The 24,874-nt window shown below is 41.7% G+C and carries 16 protein-coding genes and 2 pseudogenes; 9 read left to right on the forward strand and 9 right to left on the reverse strand.

Annotated elements, in window-relative coordinates:
* The 5 genes from CV014_RS24230 to petN form a co-directional block, all read right to left on the reverse strand.
* Positions 1-4,426, reverse strand: a 4,426-nt coding sequence (locus CV014_RS24230; RefSeq protein ID WP_236144366.1) for an nSTAND1 domain-containing NTPase, incomplete at its 3' end; no start/stop codon positions are given.
* 133 nt (positions 4,427-4,559) lie between these two features.
* Positions 4,560-5,912: a P-loop NTPase fold protein gene (locus CV014_RS24235; RefSeq protein ID WP_236144367.1), complete on the reverse strand. Its 1,353-nt coding sequence runs from the start codon at positions 5,910-5,912 to the stop codon at positions 4,560-4,562.
* 261 nt (positions 5,913-6,173) lie between these two features.
* Positions 6,174-8,222, reverse strand: coding sequence for a GAF domain-containing sensor histidine kinase (locus CV014_RS24240; protein WP_236144368.1), 2,049 nt, complete (start codon positions 8,220-8,222; stop codon positions 6,174-6,176).
* 243 nt (positions 8,223-8,465) lie between these two features.
* The gene (locus CV014_RS24245) at positions 8,466-8,630 is read right to left on the reverse strand and encodes a hypothetical protein (protein ID WP_192881692.1); all 165 of its coding nucleotides are present in this window, start codon (positions 8,628-8,630) and stop codon (positions 8,466-8,468) included.
* A gap of 4 nt (positions 8,631-8,634) precedes the next feature.
* The gene (gene petN / locus CV014_RS24250) at positions 8,635-8,721 is read right to left on the reverse strand and encodes a cytochrome b6-f complex subunit PetN (protein ID WP_103136549.1); all 87 of its coding nucleotides are present in this window, start codon (positions 8,719-8,721) and stop codon (positions 8,635-8,637) included.
* 159 nt (positions 8,722-8,880) lie between these two features.
* Between petN and CV014_RS24255 the strand changes: the two genes are divergently transcribed.
* Positions 8,881-9,336: a hypothetical protein gene (locus CV014_RS24255; RefSeq protein WP_236144369.1), complete on the forward strand. Its 456-nt coding sequence runs from the start codon at positions 8,881-8,883 to the stop codon at positions 9,334-9,336.
* 161 nt (positions 9,337-9,497) lie between these two features.
* Here CV014_RS24255 and CV014_RS24260 read toward each other — a convergent pair whose 3' ends face one another.
* Positions 9,498-10,196 (reverse strand): YdcF family protein, encoded by a 699-nt coding sequence (locus tag CV014_RS24260; RefSeq protein ID WP_236144370.1) that lies wholly within the window; start codon positions 10,194-10,196, stop codon positions 9,498-9,500.
* 325 nt (positions 10,197-10,521) lie between these two features.
* Here CV014_RS24260 and ctpB point away from each other — a divergent pair, with 325 nt between their 5' ends.
* The 3 genes from ctpB to CV014_RS24275 all read left to right on the forward strand — a co-directional run bounded on the left by ctpB (position 10,522) and on the right by CV014_RS24275 (position 13,814).
* Entirely contained in the window at positions 10,522-11,859 is a 1,338-nt protein-coding gene (gene ctpB, locus CV014_RS24265; RefSeq protein ID WP_236144371.1) for a carboxyl-terminal processing protease CtpB, read from the forward strand.
* 224 nt (positions 11,860-12,083) lie between these two features.
* A complete protein-coding gene (locus CV014_RS24270) occupies positions 12,084-13,061 on the forward strand; it encodes a glycosyltransferase (protein WP_236144372.1) in 978 nt (325 codons plus the stop codon).
* 57 nt (positions 13,062-13,118) lie between these two features.
* Positions 13,119-13,814 carry a response regulator transcription factor gene (locus CV014_RS24275; RefSeq protein ID WP_236144373.1) on the forward strand — a complete coding sequence of 232 codons (696 nt, stop codon included), beginning with the start codon at positions 13,119-13,121 and terminating at the stop codon, positions 13,812-13,814.
* An 890-nt stretch (positions 13,815-14,704) separates the two neighbouring features.
* On the opposite strand, the gene CV014_RS24280 is transcribed toward CV014_RS24275, so the two are convergent.
* Positions 14,705-14,986 carry an Npun_R1517 family heterocyst differentiation transcriptional regulator gene (locus tag CV014_RS24280; protein WP_236144374.1) on the reverse strand — a complete coding sequence of 94 codons (282 nt, stop codon included), beginning with the start codon at positions 14,984-14,986 and terminating at the stop codon, positions 14,705-14,707.
* Between the two features lie 863 nt (positions 14,987-15,849).
* Here CV014_RS24280 and CV014_RS24285 point away from each other — a divergent pair.
* The gene (locus CV014_RS24285; RefSeq protein ID WP_236144375.1) at positions 15,850-16,200 is read left to right on the forward strand and encodes an NAD(P)H-quinone oxidoreductase subunit M; all 351 of its coding nucleotides are present in this window, start codon (positions 15,850-15,852) and stop codon (positions 16,198-16,200) included.
* A 1,237-nt stretch (positions 16,201-17,437) separates the two neighbouring features.
* A pseudogene (locus CV014_RS24290) lies at positions 17,438-19,665 on the forward strand (PP2C family serine/threonine-protein phosphatase).
* Between the two features lie 101 nt (positions 19,666-19,766).
* Here the strand turns inward: CV014_RS24290 and CV014_RS24295 are convergent.
* Entirely contained in the window at positions 19,767-20,624 is an 858-nt protein-coding gene (locus CV014_RS24295; RefSeq protein ID WP_236144376.1) for an Rpn family recombination-promoting nuclease/putative transposase, read from the reverse strand.
* Positions 20,625-20,937: 313 nt separating this feature from the next.
* On the opposite strand from CV014_RS24295, the gene CV014_RS24300 reads away from it, so the two are divergent.
* From CV014_RS24300 to CV014_RS24310, 3 genes are read left to right on the forward strand one after another with little or no spacing between them, the layout of a single operon-like run.
* Positions 20,938-22,530, forward strand: a complete 1,593-nt coding sequence (locus CV014_RS24300; RefSeq protein WP_236144377.1) for a CHAT domain-containing protein — start codon at positions 20,938-20,940, stop codon at positions 22,528-22,530.
* Between the two features lie 17 nt (positions 22,531-22,547).
* Positions 22,548-22,727, forward strand: coding sequence for a hypothetical protein (locus CV014_RS24305; RefSeq protein ID WP_236144378.1), 180 nt, complete (start codon positions 22,548-22,550; stop codon positions 22,725-22,727).
* Positions 22,728-22,750: 23 nt separating this feature from the next.
* Positions 22,751-23,392 (forward strand): hypothetical protein, encoded by a 642-nt coding sequence (locus CV014_RS24310; protein WP_236144379.1) that lies wholly within the window; start codon positions 22,751-22,753, stop codon positions 23,390-23,392.
* 463 nt (positions 23,393-23,855) lie between these two features.
* On the opposite strand, the pseudogene CV014_RS24315 reads toward CV014_RS24310, so the two are convergent.
* Positions 23,856-24,874: pseudogene (locus CV014_RS24315) on the reverse strand (PrsW family intramembrane metalloprotease); the annotation flags it as partial.

The following is a 24,874-nucleotide window of genomic DNA, read 5'->3' on the forward strand; positions in this document are numbered from 1 at the left end:
TGTAGGCGATGCTAGTAACTGCACTGTTATGACCATTGAGAGTTTTGAGGGGCTTTCCTGTGCGGACATTCCATAAAATAATGCTGCTGTCAAGACTGGCGGAAGCTAGCTTTTGCCCATTAGGGCTATAGGTGACACTCGTTACCTCATTGCTATGACCAGAGAAAGTTGGAAGGGTCATCCCTGTGCTGACATCCCAGATTTTGATGCTCCCGTCAAGACTAGCGGAAGCTAACTGTTGTCCATTGGGGCTACAGGTAACGCTCATAACCCCATCACTATGACCAGAGAGAGTTGTGATGGTCTTCCCTGTGCTGACATCCCAGATTTTGATGCTCCCGTCAAGACTGGCAGAAACTAACTGTTGTCCATTGGGGTTGTAGGCGACGCTATAGACTGTATTGCTATGACCAGAGAGAGTTGTGATGGTCTTCCCTGTGCTGACATCCCAGATTTTGATGCTCCCGTCAAGACTGGCAGAAACTAACTGTTGTCCATTGGGGTTGTAGGCGACGCTATAGACTGTATTGCTATGACCCTTGAGAGTTGTGAGGGGCTTTCCTGTGCGGACATTCCATAAAATAATGCTGCCGTCAAGACTGGCAGAAGCTAAATGTTTCCCATCAGGACTGTAGGTGAAACTCCTTACCCCATCGCTATGACCCTTGAGAGTTGTGATGGTCTTCCCTGTGCTGATGTCCCAGATTTTGATAGTCTTGTCAAGACTGGCGGAAGCTAACTTTTGCCCATCAGGGCTGTAAGCGACGCTATAGACCGTATTGCTATGACCCTTGAAAGTTGTGATAGTCTTCCCTGTGCTGATGTCCCAGATTTTGATGCTCTTGTCAAGACTGGCAGAAGCTAACTGTTTCCCATCAGGACTGTAGGTGACGCTATAGACCGTATTGCTATGATCTTTGATAGTTGTGAGAGTTTTCCCCGTGCTGATGTCCCAGATTTTGATGCTCCCATCAAGACTGGCGGAAGCTAACTGTTTCCCATTAGGGCTGTAGGTGATGCTCCTGATCTCATTGCTATGACCTTCTAAAGTGTTTATCTCTATGGCACGATTTTCTTTCTTTTCGTTTGGCTTTAAATAAACGGCTTGCTGTAAAGTTGCCGCAGTTTGTACTCTAATATCACTTCTTTTTTTCTCTAAAGCTGAGTGTTTCAGTTTTTCGCCTGCTCTCAATGCTTCTAGCACAGCATCTAAATGCTGGTTAGAGAACAAAGACCTTTGAGAAGAAATATTTAAAGAATAAATTTCATTGGCTTTGGCATCTTGTGTTTGACTTTTTGCCTCATTAACCAATCGTACTGTTAAATTAGTCACAATTGCCAGCCCCATACCTGCGGCGAGCGAGCCAAACAAGGCACGTTTGAGAAATTTATTGAGTTTAGCTTCACTTTGTTTTCGTTGTTCTCGCTCTTTTTCTAATTCCGCCATTACCTGTTTTAACTTCGGTTCTTGTTGCTGGCGGATAAAGTTGGCTAAATAGTCATGTACCAGTTGATAACGGTCGGCTGGGTTTTCTGGTAGCAACACCACTAAGCCTGATTTGACGACAATTTCTAATACTAAATCTAAACTTGCTCCACCCAAATCATTTGATCCCCCTAAATCCCCCTTAAAAAGGGGGACTTTGATTCTATTGCCCCCTTTTTTAAGGGGGGTTGGGGGGATCTCCCCAGATTCAACATCACTAAACGAAAAATATGGCTGCAAATCCCGTTCTAACTCCACGCGAGTCTTTAAAGGACGCGTCCCTTGTTCATCAGTCAGCAAAAACAGCACAAATTCCGCCAACTGCTGATGTTCTTCCCCGCAGTCATGAATAACTTCATTTAAATAATGCTGCACCAAGTCTTGTTTAGTGCCGAAGTGCCGATACTTTTCTAAAGTAGTAATATTCTCAGCTTGCAATTGCGCTCCCACCACTTGCAACTCAATGGGACGCACTTCACCCAACTCTCCGGCTAAGTCCTCTACGAGTGCATCAACTAAATCAGGTTCTAAGTTAAAGCTAGTATTTGCAGTTAAACGCTGAATAATTGATTTTGCATCCTTGGGGGAGAAGTTACCCAACTTATAAAGCACACGATGACTGAGAATGTCATTACCAATAATCTGAAAGTTAGGTAAATCATTACATTCCAGCAAGTAATGAATGTAATCAACCCGCAAGGATAAAATAACCTTTGCTGATAGAATCTCTAGACACGACCCCAGAAACTCAAAGAACCGCTTACGTTGTGCAGGCTCAGTGTAAACAAAGAAAAATTCCTCAAATTGATCAAAAACTAGCACCGTGCGGAGATTGTTTTGTTCTTGTTCGCGCAATGAATTGAGGAGGGAATGGGGAAGTAGGGGTGTGAGGGTGTGGGGGTGTAGGGGTGTAGGGGAGAAATTAAGATTTAAATGAGAGTTTTCTGCTTCTGAACTCAAAGTGTCAACTTCCGAACTCAAAGTGTCAACTTCTGAAGCTGAAGTTTGAACCTCTGAACTTAAAGCGTCAACTTCCGAAGTTGAACTGTGAACCTCTGAACTCAAAACGTCAACATTCCCAGTCCCCAACCCCCAGTCCCCAGTCCCCAATCCCAACAACCGCCCCAACTCTTCCACCCAATTGGTATAAACCCGCATGACGATGAATAAATTATCTTTGCCACGAATTGATTGTTGTTGCAAAGCTGGCACTAAACCCGCATTCACCAGCGAACTTTTACCAACTCCAGACTGACCGTAAATAACTATTAATTTATATTCATCATCATTGAGGCGTTCGATTAATCTTTCTACATCTAATTGACGACCGGAGGCAGAAATTTCTGGGGATATATTAGATGTTGTATGTAATGTCTCTAGTAATGTTTGTCGTCTAGCTTCTAATCTCCCTGCGCCAACAAAAGCCCTCAAGCCAAATTGTTGTTCTATCGAGCGTCTTTGCTGTTTAATGTTGTAAGCTTTGAGATATGCTTTCTGTTCAAAATAAAATTTATGTAATTGATTGAGAATTTTAATATAAAGTCTTACATCTTCTTGGGGATTTGCTCCGTCTTTGGCTATTTCTAATGTACTAATTGCTTCTTGAGTGTTACCCAAATGATATTGAGCGCGACTCAAGATAAATTTATATAAGTTTAAGTCGTAAGTTTGAACAGATTTGACTAATCTATTATCTAAAGAAGTCTGGGGAATTGTCGGAATGATTGCTAATGCTTGTTTAACTAAGTCTATTGCTTGTTGCCAGTGTGATGCAGCTAAAGCCACTTCCGCTAAAAATCCATAATCTCTAGCGATTTCTTTTTTCTGGTTATTATTTTGATGAATAGATAAAGCTTGTTGGGCAAAGGTTTTTAATTGTTGCCAAAGCGTTAATTCTTGGAGAACATCACCAATTTTTTCTAGAGAATTAGCAATGATATCTGGGCGGTTAATTTGAGTGCTTAGTTGAATATATTCGTCAATATATTGCTGTGTCACCTGCCAAGTTGGATGTTTTTTATCTTGTTGTTTAATGGCTTCAAGATAAGCACAAAAGGTTTTTTCTCCTAGAATTTTTACTTGCCATTCTAGGTTATTGCTTTGCTGCCACAGGGTTAATGCTGTGTGATAATGCTGGATTGCTGCATCTTTTTTATTGTTGATTTGCTTAGTTAAACCTAATAATGATTCTATATAAGCATTAAGTTCTGAGGATTGACCTAACCCCCTAACCCCCTTCCCTAGTAGGGAAGGGGGAAGATGTAGAGACGTTTCATGAAACGTCTCTACATTATTTGTAGGGGAGCCAGTGCGTTGCGGGGATTCCCCCCGTTGTAGCAACTGGCGTGAGAGGTTTGGAGATGGGTTTTCTTCATTTATTAGTTCTTTTTTGGCTGCTGTTAATTCAGTTGCTAATTTCTGATATTCGTAGAAATTCAAATTAAGTTGATTATTAAACCATTGATGAGCAGTGTTGATAATAAAATCTACTAATTCTTGGCTGTTAATTTCAAAGCTTGTAGTAATTGCCCAACTTTCTAAATCTGGTGCAATTTGCATAAATTGCTGATAGATGGCATCATCAATCCACACTACCAAAGGGAAATTAAAATGCTGCCGAAATTCTTCTCTAACTTGATTCGCAGCAGTTAACATCTGGGATAAGTTCTGCACAGTCTCTAAGCCGACAACCATCACACAGCCAGAGATGTTTTCGCCAAAGGTTTCTTGAATGGCGGAGAACAAAGTCCTATGAGACTGCTGGACTACCAAAACTTGAATTTCAACTTGACAGACTTGCCGCAATCTAGCAATCAAGCGATCGCGCAATTGACTATAATTACACCGTGCCAAAATTAGCTTGAACTGTCCGACGCTATTTTCAATCGCCCAAGCCAATTGTATAAGAGAGCGATCGCAATTTTCTTGGTTATTAGTCATTAGTCATTAGTCATTAGTCGTTAGTCATTAGTCATTAGTCTTTAGTTATTAGTCATTACTCATTACTCATTACTTATTACTCATTAGTTTTTCTTCCCCTGTCTCCCTTGTCTCCCTTGTCTTCCCCACACCCCTACTCATTCAACTCCCTCGCTTCAGCCAAGATGGGGTTAACATCAAACCACGACTCGCCGCTATCTCGATATTCAAACACAAAGCGACTGCGGATTAATTTTTGATATCCGTCGTCGTCGCTGACTCTTTTATTCCGCTTGACATCCCTTAACAATTGCCATTCTGACTGGGAAATCGGTAACATCATTTCATTGCGGCGAGAACGTATCACTTGTTCTAAAGTTTTGCGGCTGAGGGGAAGTGACATTTCTTCCATAATCCAGCTATTCAACAGCCTCAGCAAGTCCCGCACATGACCACCACTCATGATACATAAACGCTCTAGGGTGCTAACGCTGTCAAAAATTTCGGTAATCTTTTCTAAGCGTGCTGCTGGTTCTAAGTCGGGAAAGGCTCTGGCTAATACCATCTGCTGCATTAACCCCATCCCCTCTTGATGGATACTGCCATCAGGATACACTACAGACACCATTGGTAAAACTTTGGGATCTTCGTGAAATCGCTGGGTTAATGTGCCGTAATCATTGGAAAACTTCAGCGACAATGGCATAGTGTAGACTACATGACAGTTGAGCTTAGTGAGATATTCACCTTGGTCTACAAATAAATATTCCTGTTGTGGTCTTCCCCAAGGTTTGGGACTATTATCTATGCGGTCAAGGTTATCGACAATGACGACTAATCCTTGTTTACCTTGCTGCTTGAGTTTATTAATAGCCGGCTGCAATAATTCTTGATTAATAGCGTCTAATAGCTGAATTTTCTGCGGTGCAAGATATTGATTGATTTTCTCCCGCAGTTTAGGATCGCTTTTAATCTTGGTGGTGATTTCGCCAATACCCATAGATAGGGAGAGTTTTTCCTTCTCCGCGCTAAAACCTACATCACCTACTACGGGAACTTTCGCTTTAACTCCCGTCACCTCGGCGTTAAGCAAGTTCAACGCGCCTTGCAACAGAGCATTAAATTTGTTGGTATCTTCCAAGATAATTTTATCGAGACTTTGACTAATGCGGCGTGCGATCGCCAGCAGCACATCAGCAATACCCACATCAGTAATTTCTAAGTCATCGGTAGACTCAAAATACACCACATGAAAGCCTAACCTTTCTAATTCTCCCTGGAGTCTAATCAGTTCGGTAGATTTCCCGCAGCCAATGTGTCCGGTAAATAATGTGCAAGTAGGTTCATCCGGCTGAAAAAAGGTAATTCTTTTTTTGAGAGTTTGAATAATGTCCCCACCACGCACCGATGAGAAATCAATATAAAACTTACTATCTAAGCTATTGTTAATGAACAGAGTCCGGCTAGGGTCTGTTGCTTTAAAGAATGCCCGTAAATCTATAGCCATAAATCTGGTAATCTAGCTGACATTGCCATGTTGCACAAGCTTGATTACCAGAATAAAATTTTTTACACCCTTTTCCTAAAATTTCCCAGTTTTTCTTAGAATTTACCCAATTATCCAAAATCAAGCAACAGATGCAACACTGAAATCGTAGGTAAAAGCTTTAGGGACTTCCAGAGAATCAACTATCCCATTTACCTGCTGCAAAACACTGTCTTTCCCCTCCGCAATTGCTCCCTTGCCATTCAGATGATTGTATATTTTTTAACTCACCATAACTGATGGCTCCATAGGAATTTCTATACAAAACTCACACCCCTGTCCAGGAATACAATTAAAACTCAGTTGTCCTTCGTGTTCTTCAACAATAATTTTGTAGCTAATAGATAGCCCTAATCCTGTACCTTTTCCTGGTGGCTTTGTCGTAAAAAATGGCTCAAAAATATGCCTTTGAAAATTCTCTGGAATACCACAGCCATTGTCAGCAATAGAAATCATGATTCTTTGGTGATCATTTACCTTAGTTGAGATTACAATTTGGGGTTCGACAATCACCTTACCTGAGTTTATGGACTCCTCTAAAGCATCAATGGCATTATTGAGCAGATTCATAAACACTTGATTTATCTGCGCTGCATAACAAAATACTTTAGGTAAATTGCCATATTCTCTAATCACTTTGATGGCTGGCAGATTATCTTTTGCTTGTAGCCGATGTTGTAAGATGAGCAGTGTACTTTCAATACCTTCATGTAGGTCAATAGGCTTCATTTCTGCTTCGTCTAAGCGAGCGAAAGTCCTCAATGATAAAACTAACTGAGCAATTCTTTCTGCACCTATCCTCATGGATTTGATAATTTTCGGTAGGTCATCAGCAATGTAATCAAAATCTAATTCTGCTAACTCTTCTTGCACTTCTGAGCATGGCTCTAGATAATTTTTTTGATACAAAGAGAGTAATTTTAATAAGCTATCTGTGTGTTCCTTAATATGGCTAATATTGCCGTAGATGAAATTAATCGGATTATTAATTTCATGGGCTACTCCTGCTACCAATTGTCCCAGACTCGCCATTTTTTCAGCTTGAACTAACTGGCTTTGAGTTGCTTGTAATTCTTTGAGGGCTTGGCTAATTTCTTCCTTTTGGCGTTGAGTTTCTGCGAGTAATTCTGCTTGTTGTAAAGCTACACCCAATTGAGTACCGACTTGAGTGAGTAAATACACTTCATCTTCTTGCCAACAGCGAGTGCCTGAGTTTTGATAAACTGCTAACAAACCCCACAGTCTTTGACCGTGGTAAATAGCAATAATCACATAGGCTCTAGCCTGATAAATTTCTAAGACATTGAGATAGCAATCACTAAAGCCAGAGTTGTAAATATCATAACAAACACGATATACTTCCCCTTTGCTAAAACGACCGCCTTCTGTATCTTGTAAATAACTATCGACAACAGGAGCCTGAGCTAAATCTTTAGCACTACAACTACTAACATTATCTTTGAGTTCTGGTCGTTCTAACTGTTCATCTATAAGAGAAATCCAACCCTCTGCTACAGATTCATGGACAAATTCGCCACTCCAATCTTCATTAAAGCGATAAATAGCAACACGATCAGCATTGATTAATTTTCTGATTTCTGTGGTGCTAGTACGGAAAATGGTTGCTAAATCCAGGGACTGACGAATTTTTTCAATGGCGATCGCGATCGTCTTTTGCCATTCTATGGCTTTTTCTTGGGCTTTGGCCTGTGCTAGTTGTGTTGATTGACTTTGAACTTGTTCTACATATTCTGCTTGCTGTAAAGCTAACCCCAAATGTTCAGCGATTAATTTCACAAACTCAATTTCTGATGCGTCCCATTTTCGTTTTTCACTACACCGACAAATACACAAAAACCCCCACAAATCCCTACCCTTCATTAAAGGCGCAGCCAGATTTTCACAAGCTAGCAAATTCTCTCGCATCTGAATTTGGTAGTGACTGACACCAGAATGAGAAACATCAGCGATGGCGTTAATCGCACCTTGTTGATCAAGTTGAGCAAATTCCTCAATTAAATCGCAACTGTCTGATTCTGCTATTGATGGATAACTCAACTGCTGATCTACATCTTCATAGACAAATTCGCCCTTCCATTCCACACCAGGATAAAACCGAAACACCCCAACCCTATCGGTGTTCAGCGATTGACGCACTTCCGTCACCGTAAACTTGAATATGGTATCTATGTCCAAAGACTCACGGATTTGGGCTATTACTTTAGACAAAGCTTCATTCATACTCTCTCGGTAATTTTTACATTGAGTCATAATCTTAGAATTCCCCAAGCAGCCCGGTATTTAACAGGGAATTGTGGATTTTGATTGTTTACCTCTTGATTAAAAAGTGAGGGACACGATAAGCCAATACCGTGTCCCTACGAGAATATTCTTGAAAAAAACTGCGTTGTGTTAATGCTTAGTCAAGCATGGCAGTGATTAAACTACCATCTACAGTATAGGAAAAGACTACAAAATAAGCATTTTTGACAGTTGCCTTTTCCTCATAGAGAATCATCGCCGTTTAGGGGTACTGCGTCGCAAGTCGCGTTTTTCGTTATCTCGCAGACGGCGATCGCGCCATTCTGCCAATGTCAAATAACCAACACCGCCAGTGACTGCTAATAACAGCACCAAGGCAACTAAGGCCAAAATACCCAGGAATGGATTTTCTACCATGCCTCTACAGTCCGTTACGACCCCATACTACCATTGCAATTGACCAAGTAAACACAACTAACAGTGATACCCAACCCAATGTCAAAATCATAGTTTTACTTTGGAAATTATTTACAAAACGTCTCTAATATTTATCATACTGGGGACTGGGGACTGGGGACTGGGGACTGGGCAATTTTTTTCATCTTGATATTGATGTTCTTCCCTATCCCTAGTCCCCAATCCCTAATCCCTACTATTTAATTCAGATATGAACCGAATTTTAGATCAGCAATACCTTGCAGAACGTTTAGAATCCCTCAAAGCCGGAATTATTGGGGCTTTGTCTTTGAGTTTTGCTTTTTTAATGACTAGTCTTGTCAATACCCTAGTGCTAGCTAAGTCTTTTCCTATACTCGTAAGTCTGCAAAGAGAATTCAACTGGTATTGGTTATTGAGTGGTGCGATCGCCGCTTTTTCTGGTTTACTATTCGGAGTCACTTACCGCTACATCATCCGCACCGATCAAAATCCGCACTTAAGTTCTGGTGGGGTACTAGCCTTTGGTTTAGTGCGAGGCTTAAGTCAAACGGAAGCATTCAACACCCACACCCACCTTTTAGCCTTCGTAGTTTTAGTAGGTGAGAGTATATTATGGTTTGCGATCGCCGCGATCGCGATCGACACCGCCATTAAATTTGCTTGGGTAAAGCCTTTTAGTCATTAGTCATTAGTCATTAGTCATTAGTCATTAGTCATTAGAGAACAGGGAACAGTTTTTCTCATCTCCTACCTTGTCTTCCTTTTCTTCCTTGTCTCCCCCTGCCCAATGCCCAATGCCCCATGCCCCATGCCCAATGCCCCATACCCAATGCCCAAAATCTTCGCCTATACACCTAAATTCCCTTGGCGTTCACACTTAAAACCCTGATTTCGCCAAGCTTGTATATCTACATCACTCAGTTGAGTGATGTTAGAACATTGGGGATGAATAAATTGACTCAAAACTGCCCACAGTAGACTACGTATAATATCGAGTGCGGTTTTTAACCAAGATTCACGATTGCCAGGAACACCAACCTCTTCCACCGCTTCAACTTCTACCCAAATGCCGTGCGATCCAAAAAGAATTTGTGACATCCATTGGGCGCGGGGTAAGTGGGTAGGGGAGGTAATCAGTTTGACTTTGTTTACTCCCCATTTCCGTAAAATTGGGATTCCGTAATAAAAATTGTCAAAGGTAGAATTAGCACATTTTTCTAACCACACGTTTTCTAAATCTGCGGCTTCTCTTTGAAAAATTAGCCATATACAAGGGTCTTTAGAACCTTGGGAAATTAAAATAGGAATCTGTGGATTTTGTTTTGCTATTTGGGCAATATAAATTTCACGGCGAATGCTGCCACCCAGGACAAAAAAGGCATCGGCTGGTTTTGTGGAAGCGACAACTAGGTTAGTAGCTATAATAATTAACCAAATCCCCAGTAACAAGCATAGAGCTAAACCCAGTTTTTGTAACAACGGCAACTGTTTGCGGAATTTACTACCCTGGATAATCGGGGAATTCTTGCTAAAGTTGTGTCTCATGTTATTAGGACAAAACAGCTGATTAACTTAGTTGAAAAAAACCGGCATTTTTAACGATGAAATGCTATCTTAGGAAATTAATATAGGGTGTAAATAAGACGGTTATATAACTGTCACACTATTGTCACAAAGTTAAATTAGATTAGCAAACAAGGTAAAAAAGTCCACTCACAAGTTTTCACAAAATCAAGGCAAGATCCTAGCATGATTCAGAGGGGAAAATTATGAGGGAAGCGTAGCTGCAAGTTGAGTATAAAAACTTAAGAAACTTCTAAAAGCCTGATTGCTAAACTGTCAACACCACCGTAAATTCCTGCTGATATACATGAATCAATCTGCGAAACGTCACTCGCTGCTCCAAGTAGCTCTGATTGGAGGAGCGATCGCCACAACTGCTACAGTATCCGTATTTGGCCCTGCTTGGACTCGGAGCGTTCGTGCTGCACTCCAAGATAGTCCGAAAGCATTGGTTGACCAAGTATGGCAAATAGTCAATAGCGAATATGTTGACGGCACATTTAATCAAAAGGACTGGCTAGCAGCAAGGCAAAGTCTATTAAGCAAAGACTACTCATCGAAAGAAGAGGCGTATATAGCCATTCGGGAAGCTTTACAACAGCTCAACGATCCCTACACTCGGTTTATGACTCCCTCTCAGTTTGAAGCCTTAACCAATCAAACCTCTGGGGAAGTCTCTGGGATCGGCATTCGGATGGAAATTAACGAAAGCACCAAGCGACTGACTATTGTCGAAGCCATAGAAAATTCCCCAGCTTTGAAAGCCGGCATTAAACCAGGGGATGAAATTTTGGCAATAGATGGCAAATCTACCCAGTCTATGAAAATAGATGATGCCTCCAAACTAATTCGCGGTAAAGCTGGCAGCAAAATTACCCTGCGTCTAGGACGTAGCGGCCGTAGTGCTTTTGATGTGCAGTTGACAAGAGCCACCATCGAAGTTCCAACCGTTTTTTCCTCCGTCAAGCAAGAAGGCAACCGCCGTATCGGTTATATTCGGTTACGTGAATTTAGCTCCCATGCGGCTGAACAAATGCAACGAGCGATTCGCGATTTAAACGGTAAAAAAGTTGATGCCTTTGTCTTAGATTTACGTGGTAATCCAGGCGGATTATTACAAGCTAGCATTGAAATTGCTCGGATGTGGTTAGATGATGGCGGGATTGTACGTACAGTCAACCGCAAAGGCATGAATGAAGATACACAAGCTAACCGCACCGCTTTAACCAAACTACCTTTAGCCGTATTAGTAGACGGAAATTCCGCCAGTGCTAGCGAAATTCTCACAGGCGCGCTCAAGGATAATAAACGCGCAGTGGTAGTTGGTAGTCAAACCTTCGGTAAAGCCTTGGTGCAGTCTGTTCATGAATTATCAGATGGTTCTGGTTTAGCTGTCACTATTGCCCACTACTACACCCCCAATGGCACAGATATCAACCATAAAGGGATTACACCAGACATTAAATTAGACCTGACAGAAGCTCAAGAACGTCTACTAGCTTCTAATCCTAATCTGATCGGTACACCAAACGATCCTCAATACAGCCGAGCGATCGCCATTTTATCTACTAATAGCTTTGCTCAATCTTCCGCCGGTCAGACACCCCGACCTTTAAGTGTCCGCGCCCAAGACTTAAAATATTAAACATCCGTGCATTGACGATTTATTTATACAGGTGTTGTTCATATATCAGCGTTTTTCGATTTCTACCCTTAGAGCCTTAACCAGCTCCTCACAAGACCGTTATATGATGGTGAATCGGGAATACTAAGTCAGGGACTGGGGATTAGGGACTAGGGATGGGTTAAAAGCATCTTTAATTCCTCCCCTACACCCCCACACCCCTATACCCCACACCCTTATTCATCATGAATGATCAAAAACTTGATGCAACCACCGCTACCAGCTTTTTGCCAATGGTTTCGGTGGTTGTTCCTATTTATAACGGTGAAGCAGATTTACCTGATTTAATTAACTGTCTGGTATCTCAAACCTACCCACCAGACAAAGTAGAGTACCTAATAGTAGATAATAATAGTCGCGATCGCACCTTAGACGCTCTCAAAACCACCGCACTCCATAGCCCAATTACCATTCGCCCCTTGAGTGAAAATCAAATACAAAGTTCGTATGCGGCTCGTAACCAGGGAATTCGGGCGGCTGTGGGGGAAATTATCGCCTTCACCGATGCTGATTGTCGTCCCCAACCCCAATGGCTCACATCATTAATTCAGCCTTTTGTCAACTCAGATGTGGTAATTGTGGCAGGAGAAATTACAGCACTGCCAGGTACAACGCTTTTAGAAGAACACGCAGAACGCCAAGCCACTCTTTCGCAAAAACACACCCTGGCTCATCCCTTTTGTCCTTACGGACAGACTGCTAACTTAGCAATACGTCGGAGTGTTTTCGCCCAATCAGGTTTATTTCGTCCTTATCTCACCACTGGTGGAGATGCAGACATTTGCTGGCGAATTTTGCGAGCCAATCTTGGTAACTTAGAATTTGCCCCAGACGCAATTGTACAGCACCGCCACCGGATGACACTCTCAGAATTAGCCAGTCAGTGGCGACGCTACGGGCGTTCTAATCGTTACTTACATGAACTACATGGCATAGACCTCATGCCAGATACGAAAATTAAGGATATTAGTTATCGTTTAGTGCGGTGGTTACTCAAAGACTTGCCCAAGAATAGTGTAAGAGCGATCGCAGGTCAAGCCACACTGGTAGATTTATTAGATACTCCGTTAAGCTTATATACTGCCAGACAAAGAACACTGGGACAACGCAACGCCCAGTTACCAGAAGCCGCTAAAACAATTGCATGGCTGGAGGAAATTTGAATTTTAGATCAAGGATTCGCTAAATTGGAGACAGGTAGACCATAAGGAAATGTTTCGATGTCAGCACAATTATTACTGGTAGATGATGAACCTGGATTACGGGAAGCCGTGAAAGAATATTTACAAGAAAGCGGTTTCGCCGTTCAAGTCGCCAGTAATGCCCGCGAAGGCTGGGATTTGATGCAGCAAAATACGCCTGATTTGGTCATTTCTGACATTATGATGCCCCAAGTTGATGGCTATCAATTTCTCAAGCAATTGCGAGAAGACCCCCGCTTTCAATCCCTGCCTGTGGTATTTTTAACAGCAAAAGGCATGACTAGCGATCGCATCCAAGGTTATCAAGCTGGTGTTGATGCCTATCTTCCTAAACCCTTCGACCCCGATGAACTAATCGCCATTGTAGAGAACTTACTGACTCGCCGCACCGCCAAACCGCAAAGTCTTGGTGAAGACAGCGAAACCCCCGATATTGCCGAATTAGCTCATCAAATTGCTCAAATTAAAGCTTTATTGACCCAAAAAAGTGCAATTTCTCAATCTCCAGCCCCCTTTAAAATCGACCTGACACCCAGAGAACAAAGCGTTTTAAACTTGGTTGCTGAGGGACTGATGAACAAAGAAATAGCCCGTCGTTTAGAAACAAGCGTGCGAAATGTCGAAAAATATGTGAGTCGCTTATTTAGTAAGACGGGTACTAACAGCCGTACAGAGTTAGTGCGTTTTGCTTTAGAACATGGACTAGCTAATTGACATTTTGAATTCTGAATTTTGTAGCTTTCGATTCCCGTAGGGTATTTTGAATTAATATTACCCCTCCCGTAACCCTCAACTACCAGAAGAGGACTACAGGAGGGGTATTGTTATATTTTTAGATGTGATACCGAATTGGGATAGATAGTATTGTTTCGACATTCTGGAATAGAAAAAGAATCTAGGCTTTTAATCCAAAATCCAAAATTGGTATTAGGGACTTCCAGAAAATAAGTTATACCAATTCGCAACGATGCTCCCGCCCCGCTTCTCTACGAGACGCTAGCGCGTAGCTTGCTTCCACGGAGTGGTACGCTAACGCAATGGACTAACGTCCAGCTACGCTCTAAGCGTAGCTATGCCGCAGGCTTTACGCAATTGAGAAAGCTTGATTTTACAAGGGTTTCTGAGTTTGAATCTGTTGCCGGATTTTGGAGAATTGGTATTATCCAATTGGCAGTCCCTATCAACCCACATAATTACTGAATTCAAAAACTACAGTCAGTGCAATCTGAAATAATAGATTATTACCGATAGGTTACTTGACTAAATTAATACCTACACAATGAAGTAAAACCCTGGTTAGATAAATTAATTTGAGATGCTCATCTTCCAAAACTATGACACCAACTGGAAGTTAAGTATGTTTGCATTATTCAGCACTAAATAATCTACTTAGTGCCAACGTTAAAATTCACTTGTAGATGCTCAATTTAGTTTTTTTTCAAGCTGAAGTTGAAGTTTATAGTCTAGGCGTTGGATTATACAACTACTAGATTCACCACTGAGAGCAAATAGGCAAATTTGCTCAATTCAAATAAGTTGAAACTGCCTAACAAACCTGCTTAATTTTTAGTTTTACATTACTCCTGTTGCCATTGGATATTTCATTACGGAGTAGTATCAACAGCATTACGCAAACGCATGAGTTGACGACGCATTTGTGGTGAAGCTTTAAATTCCGTCACTTCCTGCGCTTTTACAGATGCTTGTAGCATCTCTAAGAAATCGTCAGAGCCTTCTGTTAAAGCATCTAGCAGCACTTGCAGCAGTTGTTCGCGATCGCCTAATAAACTTTTCTCTTCAATCAGGCGAAACTTTAGATGTATTTCGCAATCATAAACCCCTACTTCGATATTATTTATCTGACGTGGTAATGCTTTCGAGTTCATAGTTTTGAGGATTCCTGTACTTGGTGGTTACGAGGTAGACAGCGATATCTCCAGACAAAGTTCTTTATATTTTTTTTGAATCCACTCTGCTGACATTAAGAATGTTTTTTCAATTCATAGCATTTATATTCCATTGCACTCTCCTGTGTGTTTTTAGACAGACTTTCAGGGTTTATCTTGCCATCTATCAGTTGCCGATGCTTTTCTAGCAAGCCATAACTATTATTCAGTTTTTGAGATTCTATACAATAAAGTTTCTGTAAGAAGTTGTTCTAGCTTTTTAAAGCTTTTTACATCAACTTTATTTTTAAGTCAATAACAGTCTGAGTTTTTACTGAACTTTTCGTGTTTACACGTAAGTAAATTCGCTAGTTTTTAGAGATTTAATTAGAGCTAGAGAGATTTTTATCGTGGCTACGTAAAATTACTTGATGTACGTTTTTTTCAGCATAAAATTCAGGAAAGCAAAATAAACATTTTTATCAAGAGTAAAATCTTGGTTTTCAACAATAGCATAGACTACCAGCTACATTAACCTGAATTTCTTCACTTTTTATAAGAGTGAAACTGGGGTTGGGGACTGGGGACTGGGGATTGGGGATTGGGGATTGGGGATTGGGGATTGGGGAATAGGGATTGGGCATCAAATGAAAGTAACAATGATCTTCTCTTTTAGATTTCACCTTTCACCTTTCACCCTTTACCTTTTGCCTTTTACCTTTTACCTTTCACCCTTTACCTTTTACCTTTTACCTTTTGCCTTCCCAATCCCCAGTCCCCAATCCCCAGTCCCTTTATTTGTCGCAGGTCTAGCGTCTACAATGATTTCAGTATAATCAACCTAAAATCCTACATCTTCATCTATGGACAACCCAACGCTGCTTAAGTCTACAACCCGGCACATACGCATTTTCGCAGCAGAAATTGACCGGGCAGGCGAAATGATTCCCAGTAATCAAGTCTTAACATTGGATGTTGACCCAGACAACGAGTTCAACTGGAATGAAGATGCTTTGCAAAAGGTTTATCGTAAATTTGATGAACTGGTGGAAGCCTCTAGCGGTGAAGACTTGACAGATTACAACTTACGTCGTGTTGGTTCTGACTTAGAACATTATTTGCGATCGCTCCTGCAATCAGGGGAAATCAGCTACAATCTCTCTGCACGAGTAACTAACTACAGTATGGGTCTTCCCCAAGTGGCTGTTGATTAGTCTTGATTTTTCGAGAATAGGGACTAAAAAACAATAACAGCGCATTCTCGGCGCATAGGCTTCGGCAGTTGCTATAAATCGGTCAAACCGCACCAAGCACTGCCTTCCCAATTCCCCATCCCTTTTTAGGCAAGGGGGACAGGGGGCAGAGAGCAATTGCTCCACTTGGGCTTTGCCCAAGTGGAGCAATTGCGGAGGGGCAGGGGAGATACGGAAAATATCAACTAAAGTAAAATGAATAATTTATTTTCTGGGAGTCAACTAAGTTAAATTCTGATAGTAGATTCCGATACAAAAATTTGCTCATAAAATCGCAATAATACTTCTACTATCCGAGACGACTGACTCTCATTTCGTCTCAACAGAAAGCATGGGCTGTAATTTTGAGGTTGCTTAACTACTTTTCCTAAGCAATTCTTAACATTAAAAAGTTAAATTTTGTAAAAAATTTAGTTATTCGGTTGCACTTAATACTTGATCGGATTTTCTGGGTGGTCAAACTCAACCAAAATGATTGCAATTACATCACTAAGAGATGATTTAGCCAAATTACTGATGATAAGATATACCAAGTTACAGGAAAATTTGACATCGGGTTTGAGTATCTGGGATTTCGTCGAGTAATCTTAAGATTCTCAATGAAAGTTTATCCCTAGATAGCCAAGCCTGAACTGTAGAGAATGCCTATTTTCTGCGATCATAGCTAGTTACAAAGTAACAGCCTACTACCTAAAATAGCACATTATAGTGGTTATGCTGAACTTATGGAGTAGATTAAGTTGCTTTATTAGCCTCAGACTGATACAGAAATCAAGGGATAGGAGTTGAGGAGGATTCCCAACGCTTTTACACCCTCTACTAGCGAAAAGTCTTTTGTAGGCAAGTCCTGTAATCGGGAGTCATGGAAAAATAGAAGCTATGATGAGGCCGTATGGTTGACAAAAAAGTCTAATCTTGGCATAGGTTGTAAATTAAGTATTACTATTTTCTAGTAACTTAAGTTGCGTCAGTTAAAGGGTGATGCTTGGTTATGGGTAAGGAGTAATTCGGTAAATCAATTTTCCTAATTACCGACTAGCAATTACCAAACCTCAAAACCATATCTTCCGTAATTGAGTAACTTGGGTTAGTAGCTACTAGCTAAAATCATCATTCCTAGTTGGATACGTCCAATTCAAGAGAAATGAGCGGTTTAGATTGTTGAACAAATTGCCAATCGCTGATCGGTGCGAACACTATGGAAAATGATGCGGCAACGCTCCACTGTCCAATTTGTCAGGCTGAGAACCCCCTGACTAATAAGTTTTGCCAGCAATGCTCCACACCCTTACCTCAACGTTATTTATGGGTGGTTGGAGACGTTTCAGGTGTAGGTTCTCCTGGAGACTTATTAGCCGATCGCTATTTAATCATTAATCCGTCCGTTGTTTTAGATACCCATCCTGGTTTACCGCCACAAGTACCAGACTTAGATAACATCCAAGCGATTAGACCTTATCTGAGGCTAATTCCTTATCGTTTAAATGTTCCGCAAATTTACGGTGTAGTTCACCTCCCACCAGGCTACAGTCCTAATGAGTTATTGCTGTTAGAAAAACCGCCATTGGTAGTTGATGGTGCAGAACCAAACATCAGTTTGTGTAGTAAATTTACAGACGCTTGGCAAAATGCCACATCCATGCGTCAACTGAATTGGCTATGGCAAATAGCCCAGCTATGGCAACCTTTAAAGAGTGAAGGTGTAGTCTCTAGCCTGCTGGATACCGATTTATTACGGGTGGAAGGCTCATTAATTAAGTTATTAGAATTACGCTTTGATCCAACTCAACCGCCAGAATTAGTCCAATTAGGTGAGTTTTGGCAGCAATTAGGGAAAACTGCCAAACCAGCGATCGCAGAATTTGTGGAGCAAATCAGCAACTTATTAATCGCTGGGGAAATCAACACACCAGAATTGCTGATTACCGTTTTAGACCAAGGATTACGAGACTTAGGACAAACTCAAAACCCCAGTATCCACATCATCACCAAAACCGATACTGGCCCCAGACGAGAAAGAAATGAAGACGCTTGTTATCCATCTAGTGGCACAATCGTTAATAAACCACCTCATACAGCCTTAGCTATTGTTTGTGATGGTATTGGCGGTCATGAAGGTGGTAATGTCGCCTCTAATTTAGCCATCGATACCATTCAGCAGCAAGTGCAGGAATTAACCAGACTACCTGCTGATCATGTAGATCCCGCACTAGTGCTAGTCGATTTAGAAAAAGCAGTAGCGATCGCCAACGACAAAATCAGCCAGCGTAATGATAGTGAACATCGCCAAGGTAGAAAACGTATGGGAACTACCTTGGTAATGGCATTACCCCTGGGTCATGAAATGTATATTACCCATGTGGGTGATAGTCGGGCTTACTGGATTACACCCCAAGGTTGTTATCAAGTCACCCTAGATGATGATGTCGCCTCACGGGAAGTCAGATTAGGCTACGCCATTTATCGGGAAGCAGTGCAGCAAAGTGGTGCAGGTTCTCTCGTCCAAGCTTTGGGCATGAGTCCTAGTAGTTCCTTACATCCACAGCCCAAAGATTTATTTGCGACGAAGATACAGTATTTTTGCTGACCTCCGACGGCTTGAGTGATTTTGACAGGGTAGAAGAATACTGGGAAAAAGAAATCCTGCCCATTCTCAACGGAGGTAAGAATTTAACCGATGTCGCTAATCGCTTAATAGAACTGGCTAACACTAAAAATGGTCATGACAACGTCACCATTGCCTTAGTCCACTATCAAGTTAAATACACTGAACCATCTGTCAAGATTCAAGCAGTTATACCTGATAGTACCGCCATACCAACGGCATCGGCGGTAGTTAGACCTGCCCCAGCCACACCACCAGCCACTAATCTGGGACAACCCACAAAAGTCCTGCGAAAAAAATCACCCACGAAAATCAGCAATTTACCGTTAACAATTATCGTGCCGTTATTATTGGCGATCGCCGTGGGTTCCTTGACATTCTGGATTACTTCCTCAATTCGCGCCAGATTTGTCAGTAATCCCACAAATCCTATTCCAGCCACCAATTTACCAGCAACTACAGAACAACCAGAAATACCCCAGAGGCGATCGCTTGATAATCTCGCTCCAGGATGGGTAATTAAAATCAACAAAACAATTCCTTTAGCAAATAATACGCGCCTCCAGCCTGACTCATTCTTGAAAGTTGATAATAGACAAAATGACAGCGTTTCTTTGCGACTGTGTCCAGTTAAAACACTACCCCCAGAAGTAGCAAAATTATTTGCAGCACCAATCAAACTCGAATACTCAAAATTGCAGGGATTGGAGAAGGAAGGGACACTAGAAGTATTACAAGCCAATTCTGATAATCCCTGCGAATCCCCCATCTCAGATAATTTACCCCCTGCGCCCAATACCCCTGGTAAACTCAATCAGTAGCTTGAGTTTTTTGCAACATTGAAGGCTTACCACGCCAGTAGGGTGTGTCAATATGGATAATTTTTGGGTGTAGTTAAGTTTTTTTTACCTACTGACGCACCCTACTCAACTCTTAATCTATTCAACCAAGCTTCTAAATCTGTGATGCTTTGAAAATCTAACAAAGCTTCCCCCAGATTTTCCAAATCTTCTAAACCGAGAGTCTCCACTCGTCCTAATAATGTTAAAGATAATTGTCCCACACGGCGAGTGAGAAGTCGGAGAATGAGCGATCGCCCTTCTGCTAGTCTTCCCCGTTGTTCTCCTCGTTGTTCTCCCCGTTGTTCTCCTTCAGCGAGAATTTCTTGATAAATCACTGACTCGCGCATCATATCCTCCCGAAATATTTGTCGAATCAAGTCTTTATCGTATTTTAACCCGGCAAAGATTTGGGTATAAGCTGAGATGGTGGCTTTTTGCTCTGGTTCAATTTGATTGACTCGTGCTGCTACTTGTTGTAACAAGGCTTGTGGTTGGGTAGTAGCTGTTAAAGGTGCTAGTGGTAATAAAGCTGGGTTCTCTAGGAATATTTGCGGATCTTCTTCCCACATCCGAATGACTCGATATTCATGGCGGGTGTTTTCCACATGAAATACGGTTTCAATGACTGTATCGGGTGCGGGAGGAAGTAAGAGTACAATGACTTGGGTGATGGGTAGACGATATAGACGATATAATCTCACCCAATAATCGAGCATCCGCAGGGGTAGTGGTGGGTTGGATTCGAGTCTGGTTTGAAATTCTAAATGCAGGATGCGGTTTTCCAGTTGTAGAAATGTGAGGTAATCGGCGCGGATTGGTTCGATACTCAATTCGGTTTTGAGGATGGTGGCACTGGGTTGCGGTGTTCCTAGTACCCAACTGGCGAAGGTGGCGGGATGTTTTTCTGAGAGGAGTTTACACAGGTTATCGAAGGACATTGATGATCGTGGATAATCTCATAGACTATTGTGATTATCTCGCGGTTTTGGATGGCGATCGCTTGAGAATCTCGCTCCTGGATAGGTAATTAAAATCAACAAGACAATTCCTTTAGCAAATAATACGCGCCTCCAGCCTGACTTCTTAAAGCCAAGTGATTCTAGTGCCAGACAAACAAATAATCGGTAAACTGGTAAAAACCTGAAATAATACAGATAATAAATACACTTACAATTTATAAGATAGAAATTTTCTTACGGGAAAATTTTTGGTAGAAATTATCTGTGTTTACCTATTTAGTTTGACGAATCCATGCCATCCCTGAACTTGGCGATCGCCCGTCTCATCAATACTGGCAATGATACTTTCGCCATTTGGGTGGTTAAAGCTCCCTATCCCAGTGGCTACGTTTTGCGTGACTGTGTATGGCCGGCTGAACTCACTCAAGTTTGGCAAGAATGGCAGCAAATGTTTGCTGGCCATAGTGGTATCAATATTTCTACAGGCTCTAACCAACGCTCAGTCAATCAACTGCCCATCAACCTAGTTACACCCGCCAGTGGACAAAATACAGGTTACGGCAGTCGTTTGATGCAATACTTAGGTATTAACCTATGGCGATGGGTTTTTGAAGGTTCAATTCTCGGCAGTCTAGAGCGTAGCCGTGGTATGGCTATGGGTCAAAATAAACGTCTGCAATTTCGTTTGGAAATCCGTGACCCTGATTTAATTGCCCTCCCTTGGGAAATTATGCAGCGAGAGCCAGGACAGCCAGCCATGTCCCTTTCCCCTGATTTGCTCTTTAGCCGCACCACCAGCGAAGTTGAACACCTACCAACTTTACGTACTGATCAAGCCTTGAAAGTTCTCTTGGTTCTTGGTCATGATCAAAATCTACAGCTGCAAACCGAAGCAGCTCTGTTAGAACAAACTCTGTTGAGTGGTGGACAAGTGGGTAGTTACGGTCAAAGATACGCCCCTTGCACAGTCAAAACCTTACTGCAACCCACTCCCCAAGAATTAATTCAAGAATTAGAAACTAAAGCATACAACGTCTTTTTCTACGCAGGGCATGGTTTACCAAATCCCGATGGCGGAATGTTATTTTTGCGTCCTGGTATGACTCTCAATGGCATAGAATTAGCTCAAGTGTTGACTCGTAGTGCCATCAAATTAGCAGTTCTCAATGCTTGCTGGGGAGCGCAACCCGCCGCCATCAATCATCAAGCTATCCCCACTAGCAGTTTAGCAGAAGTTTTGATTCGTCACGGTGTACCGGCGGTTTTAGGAATGCGTGATGAAATTGCTGATCGGGAAAGTCACAGTTTTATCCAAGTATTTGCCAAAGCTTTAAGGTCACGCAAACCCATCGACGAAGCTGTAGCGGAAGCGAGGCAAGAACTGTTAACACTGTATAAATACAATCAACCTGCTTGGACTTTGCCTGTTCTATATCTACACCCAGATTTTGACGGGGAACTGATTAAAAGCGTGGATGAAGGGATAACAGAATTACCTGATACCGTCATCCCTCATATAGATGAGTCTATACCTACGGCTTGTTTGCGATCGCTCTCCCCTGGGGGTCGTAGTTGGTTACTGAGAATCGGTGTCACCCGCATTGGGCGCACTAAAGACAATGACATTGTCATTCCTGAACCCTCAATGTCTAGAAGACACGCCGAAATTCTCTGCCGTAATACTTTTAACGGTACAACCCAAGTCAGAGCATACTACTTACAAGATTTTTCCACCTACGGTACAACTTGGTATTTAGGAGCTAATGGTTGGCAACAAATACTCCGAGAGGAAGTACCCTTAAAATCAGGAATGCAATTAAAGTTTGGTAGCTCTAGAGGAGAAACTTGGGAGTTTATTATTGAAGATTCTAAGGTGTCTTCTTGAGGTGTGGGGAATGGGGATTGGGGACTGGGGATTGGGGATTGGGGACTGGGGATAAAAACTATTTCTCTTACTTACTCATTACTCATTACTTATTACTCATTACTTATTACTCAGCACTCAGCACTCAGCACTCATTACTCACAAAATTCTTTTTGCGGAAAATTGCATTGAACCCGTGTAGCAGTCAATATCCCTAAATAAATTGTTTTGGAGACAATCAATGACTCATCAAATTAAAGGTTCAGATAATCACTCTTCTGTAGTATCTCAAGTTGAATTGGAATTATTAGCCGCTTTATTAGAACCAGAAGATGCTACCTATCCGTGGAATCCCTTAGATAATGAATCTGAAGCGTATTTTATTGAATTAGAAGAACAATTTGCACGTCAAGATATGCTAGAAGAAGAACTTACTAGCAGAGCGCAAAATTTTTATCAGCAATTAGATAACCTGTGGTCACAGGTGGAAAATTCATCGCACTACAATTGTAATACAATTGCGGCGGCGGTTAACAATCTTCAAGAAAATTTACAGAAGGTGTTTGCGGCGGGAATACCACAAAACTGGCTGAGTGCGATCGCTACTAAAGCTACAGAAATTGTTGCGTCTCAACAAACTTTAGGCGAACAACTAGTTGAATGTGTTCAAGCCGTGCTACCCACATGGGAAGCAGATGATCTGTCAATTTTAGCCCGTCCCTATGCCTATGCGATGCGTAGTCATGAGTCACAAAACATCAGTTCTGTGGTTAAGCCTGTAGAAGATTGGGCAGCGTTATCAGAAATAGAACAGGCAAAAATGGGGATGGCGATCGCTTATTATGCTCTCACACAACTCAACACATCTGATGCTGAAGGTTGATTGATGTCTTGATTGTCTTTTCTTACTGGTTTTTTAGGGCATTAACACAACTATCACAGATGATATATCGCAAATCTTGTTTCCTTATCCCCAATTCTGACCCTGGATTGGTAGAGTCCGGCTGACAAACAAAGATTACAAGTCAGAATTTGAGGGTTGTTGAGTTATTGAGCGACATGGCTGGGTCTTTTAACTAATTATCATTGGTTTCGCACAAAATTATGCCGCAGTAGGCTAACCATAAATAAATTCTCCCATCCCTACATCTATCCTGAGATATAAAGCCAGCCTTAGCATCGCCATTCTACATTTCAAATCCCAAATTTGCTACGAGTCTCCAAATACAATAAAATTCACATTTGATTTTGGAACAAAAATCAGTACAGTTTTCTGTTCCCTATTCCCTATTTCAAGTCATACATTTAACAATCAAATTGGCATCCCATAACTCTAGTTTCAGAGATTATTTCGGCCCTAGAAAACGGGTAGCAAAATTTTGCGATCGCGTTGGTGATAATGCTCTAGCTTTGAGAATGGCAGCCATCAAAAAAGCATAGGATAGAACACCCACCACCACTAAGAACAAATTATTACTATGTCCGGCGGTATTCCAAAAAGCATGGAGTGCAGACGCGCTAAAGTAACCAACAGCCAGGATTTGTGTCGCATGGCGGGGTTTGAGCGCAGCTAACCCAATAAAATATCCTAAGTAACCACTGTAAGCCATATGTCCGGCTGGTAAACCGAGAATTCTGGCAATCAGCACCTGTAAACCTACTTCTGAACCAGCTTGTAAAGAGGCGGCTGGGACATATTGACCTAAAGTTTCTACCAAGGTAAAACCAACAGCAGAAGCAGTTCCCAACAGAATACCGTCTAAAGGTTCCCAGACTCCAATTTTTTCTCGCCAAGGAGAAGGGAGTGCTAAGGCTGTCAAATATGCTCCTAAAATTGGCAAAGCTTTGAGTAGTTCTTCCATCAACCCAGCACCAAAAAAGTACCTGACAAATAATTCCGTTAGGCTATTAATGGGTTGATCAATGGGGGGTACGTTCCCAGGAAGCAGTTCCCGAAAGAAGAAATAAATAAATTTAATATGGGACTGAGGAGGATGATCACTGTAGATAAAGCTGCACCCACTAGCATCCACCAAGGTTTAGGTTTACCACACAGTTGGTAGATAAAATAGTAAGCAGCTAAGGCTATGTAAGTAGCAACAATTACCTGATTTGCTTGTGGTTGACCGACAGTAGCAAACATCAACACCACAAATATTACCGTCAGGATTCCTGGTATTAGATAAGCCTTACGAGTTAAGTCTTTACCCGTAGAAATAATGGGGAATAGTTGGGTAAAGCTGACAGCATCAGGCTTGGATTGCGTGGGGTTTTTAGCTGATGGTAGTGGTGCAACTTGGTTAGTAATTACTGTAGGTTGAGGTGCAACTGCGTACTCAAATAGGAATTGTGGCCCATCAGCACC

Source organism: Nostoc sp. CMAA1605, from assembly GCF_021596505.1.
Classification (GTDB): domain Bacteria; phylum Cyanobacteriota; class Cyanobacteriia; order Cyanobacteriales; family Nostocaceae; genus Trichormus.

What these genes read in the sequence shown, in the direction of transcription:
- CV014_RS24235 (WP_236144367.1), bottom strand. Translation starts at nt 5,912, where the DNA reads ATGGCTATAGATTTACGGGCATTCTTTAAAGCAACAGACCCTAGCCGG.
- CV014_RS24240 (WP_236144368.1), bottom strand. Translation starts at nt 8,222, where the DNA reads ATGACTCAATGTAAAAATTACCGAGAGAGTATGAATGAAGCTTTGTCT.
- CV014_RS24245 (WP_192881692.1), bottom strand. Translation starts at nt 8,630, where the DNA reads ATGGTAGAAAATCCATTCCTGGGTATTTTGGCCTTAGTTGCCTTGGTG.
- petN (WP_103136549.1), bottom strand. Translation starts at nt 8,721, where the DNA reads ATGATTTTGACATTGGGTTGGGTATCACTGTTAGTTGTGTTTACTTGG.
- CV014_RS24255 (WP_236144369.1), top strand. Translation starts at nt 8,881, where the DNA reads ATGAACCGAATTTTAGATCAGCAATACCTTGCAGAACGTTTAGAATCC.
- CV014_RS24260 (WP_236144370.1), bottom strand. Translation starts at nt 10,196, where the DNA reads ATGAGACACAACTTTAGCAAGAATTCCCCGATTATCCAGGGTAGTAAA.
- ctpB (WP_236144371.1), top strand. Translation starts at nt 10,522, where the DNA reads ATGAATCAATCTGCGAAACGTCACTCGCTGCTCCAAGTAGCTCTGATT.
- CV014_RS24270 (WP_236144372.1), top strand. Translation starts at nt 12,084, where the DNA reads ATGAATGATCAAAAACTTGATGCAACCACCGCTACCAGCTTTTTGCCA.
- CV014_RS24275 (WP_236144373.1), top strand. Translation starts at nt 13,119, where the DNA reads ATGTCAGCACAATTATTACTGGTAGATGATGAACCTGGATTACGGGAA.
- CV014_RS24280 (WP_236144374.1), bottom strand. Translation starts at nt 14,986, where the DNA reads ATGAACTCGAAAGCATTACCACGTCAGATAAATAATATCGAAGTAGGG.
- CV014_RS24285 (WP_236144375.1), top strand. Translation starts at nt 15,850, where the DNA reads ATGGACAACCCAACGCTGCTTAAGTCTACAACCCGGCACATACGCATT.
- CV014_RS24295 (WP_236144376.1), bottom strand. Translation starts at nt 20,624, where the DNA reads ATGTCCTTCGATAACCTGTGTAAACTCCTCTCAGAAAAACATCCCGCC.
- CV014_RS24300 (WP_236144377.1), top strand. Translation starts at nt 20,938, where the DNA reads ATGCCATCCCTGAACTTGGCGATCGCCCGTCTCATCAATACTGGCAAT.
- CV014_RS24310 (WP_236144379.1), top strand. Translation starts at nt 22,751, where the DNA reads ATGACTCATCAAATTAAAGGTTCAGATAATCACTCTTCTGTAGTATCT.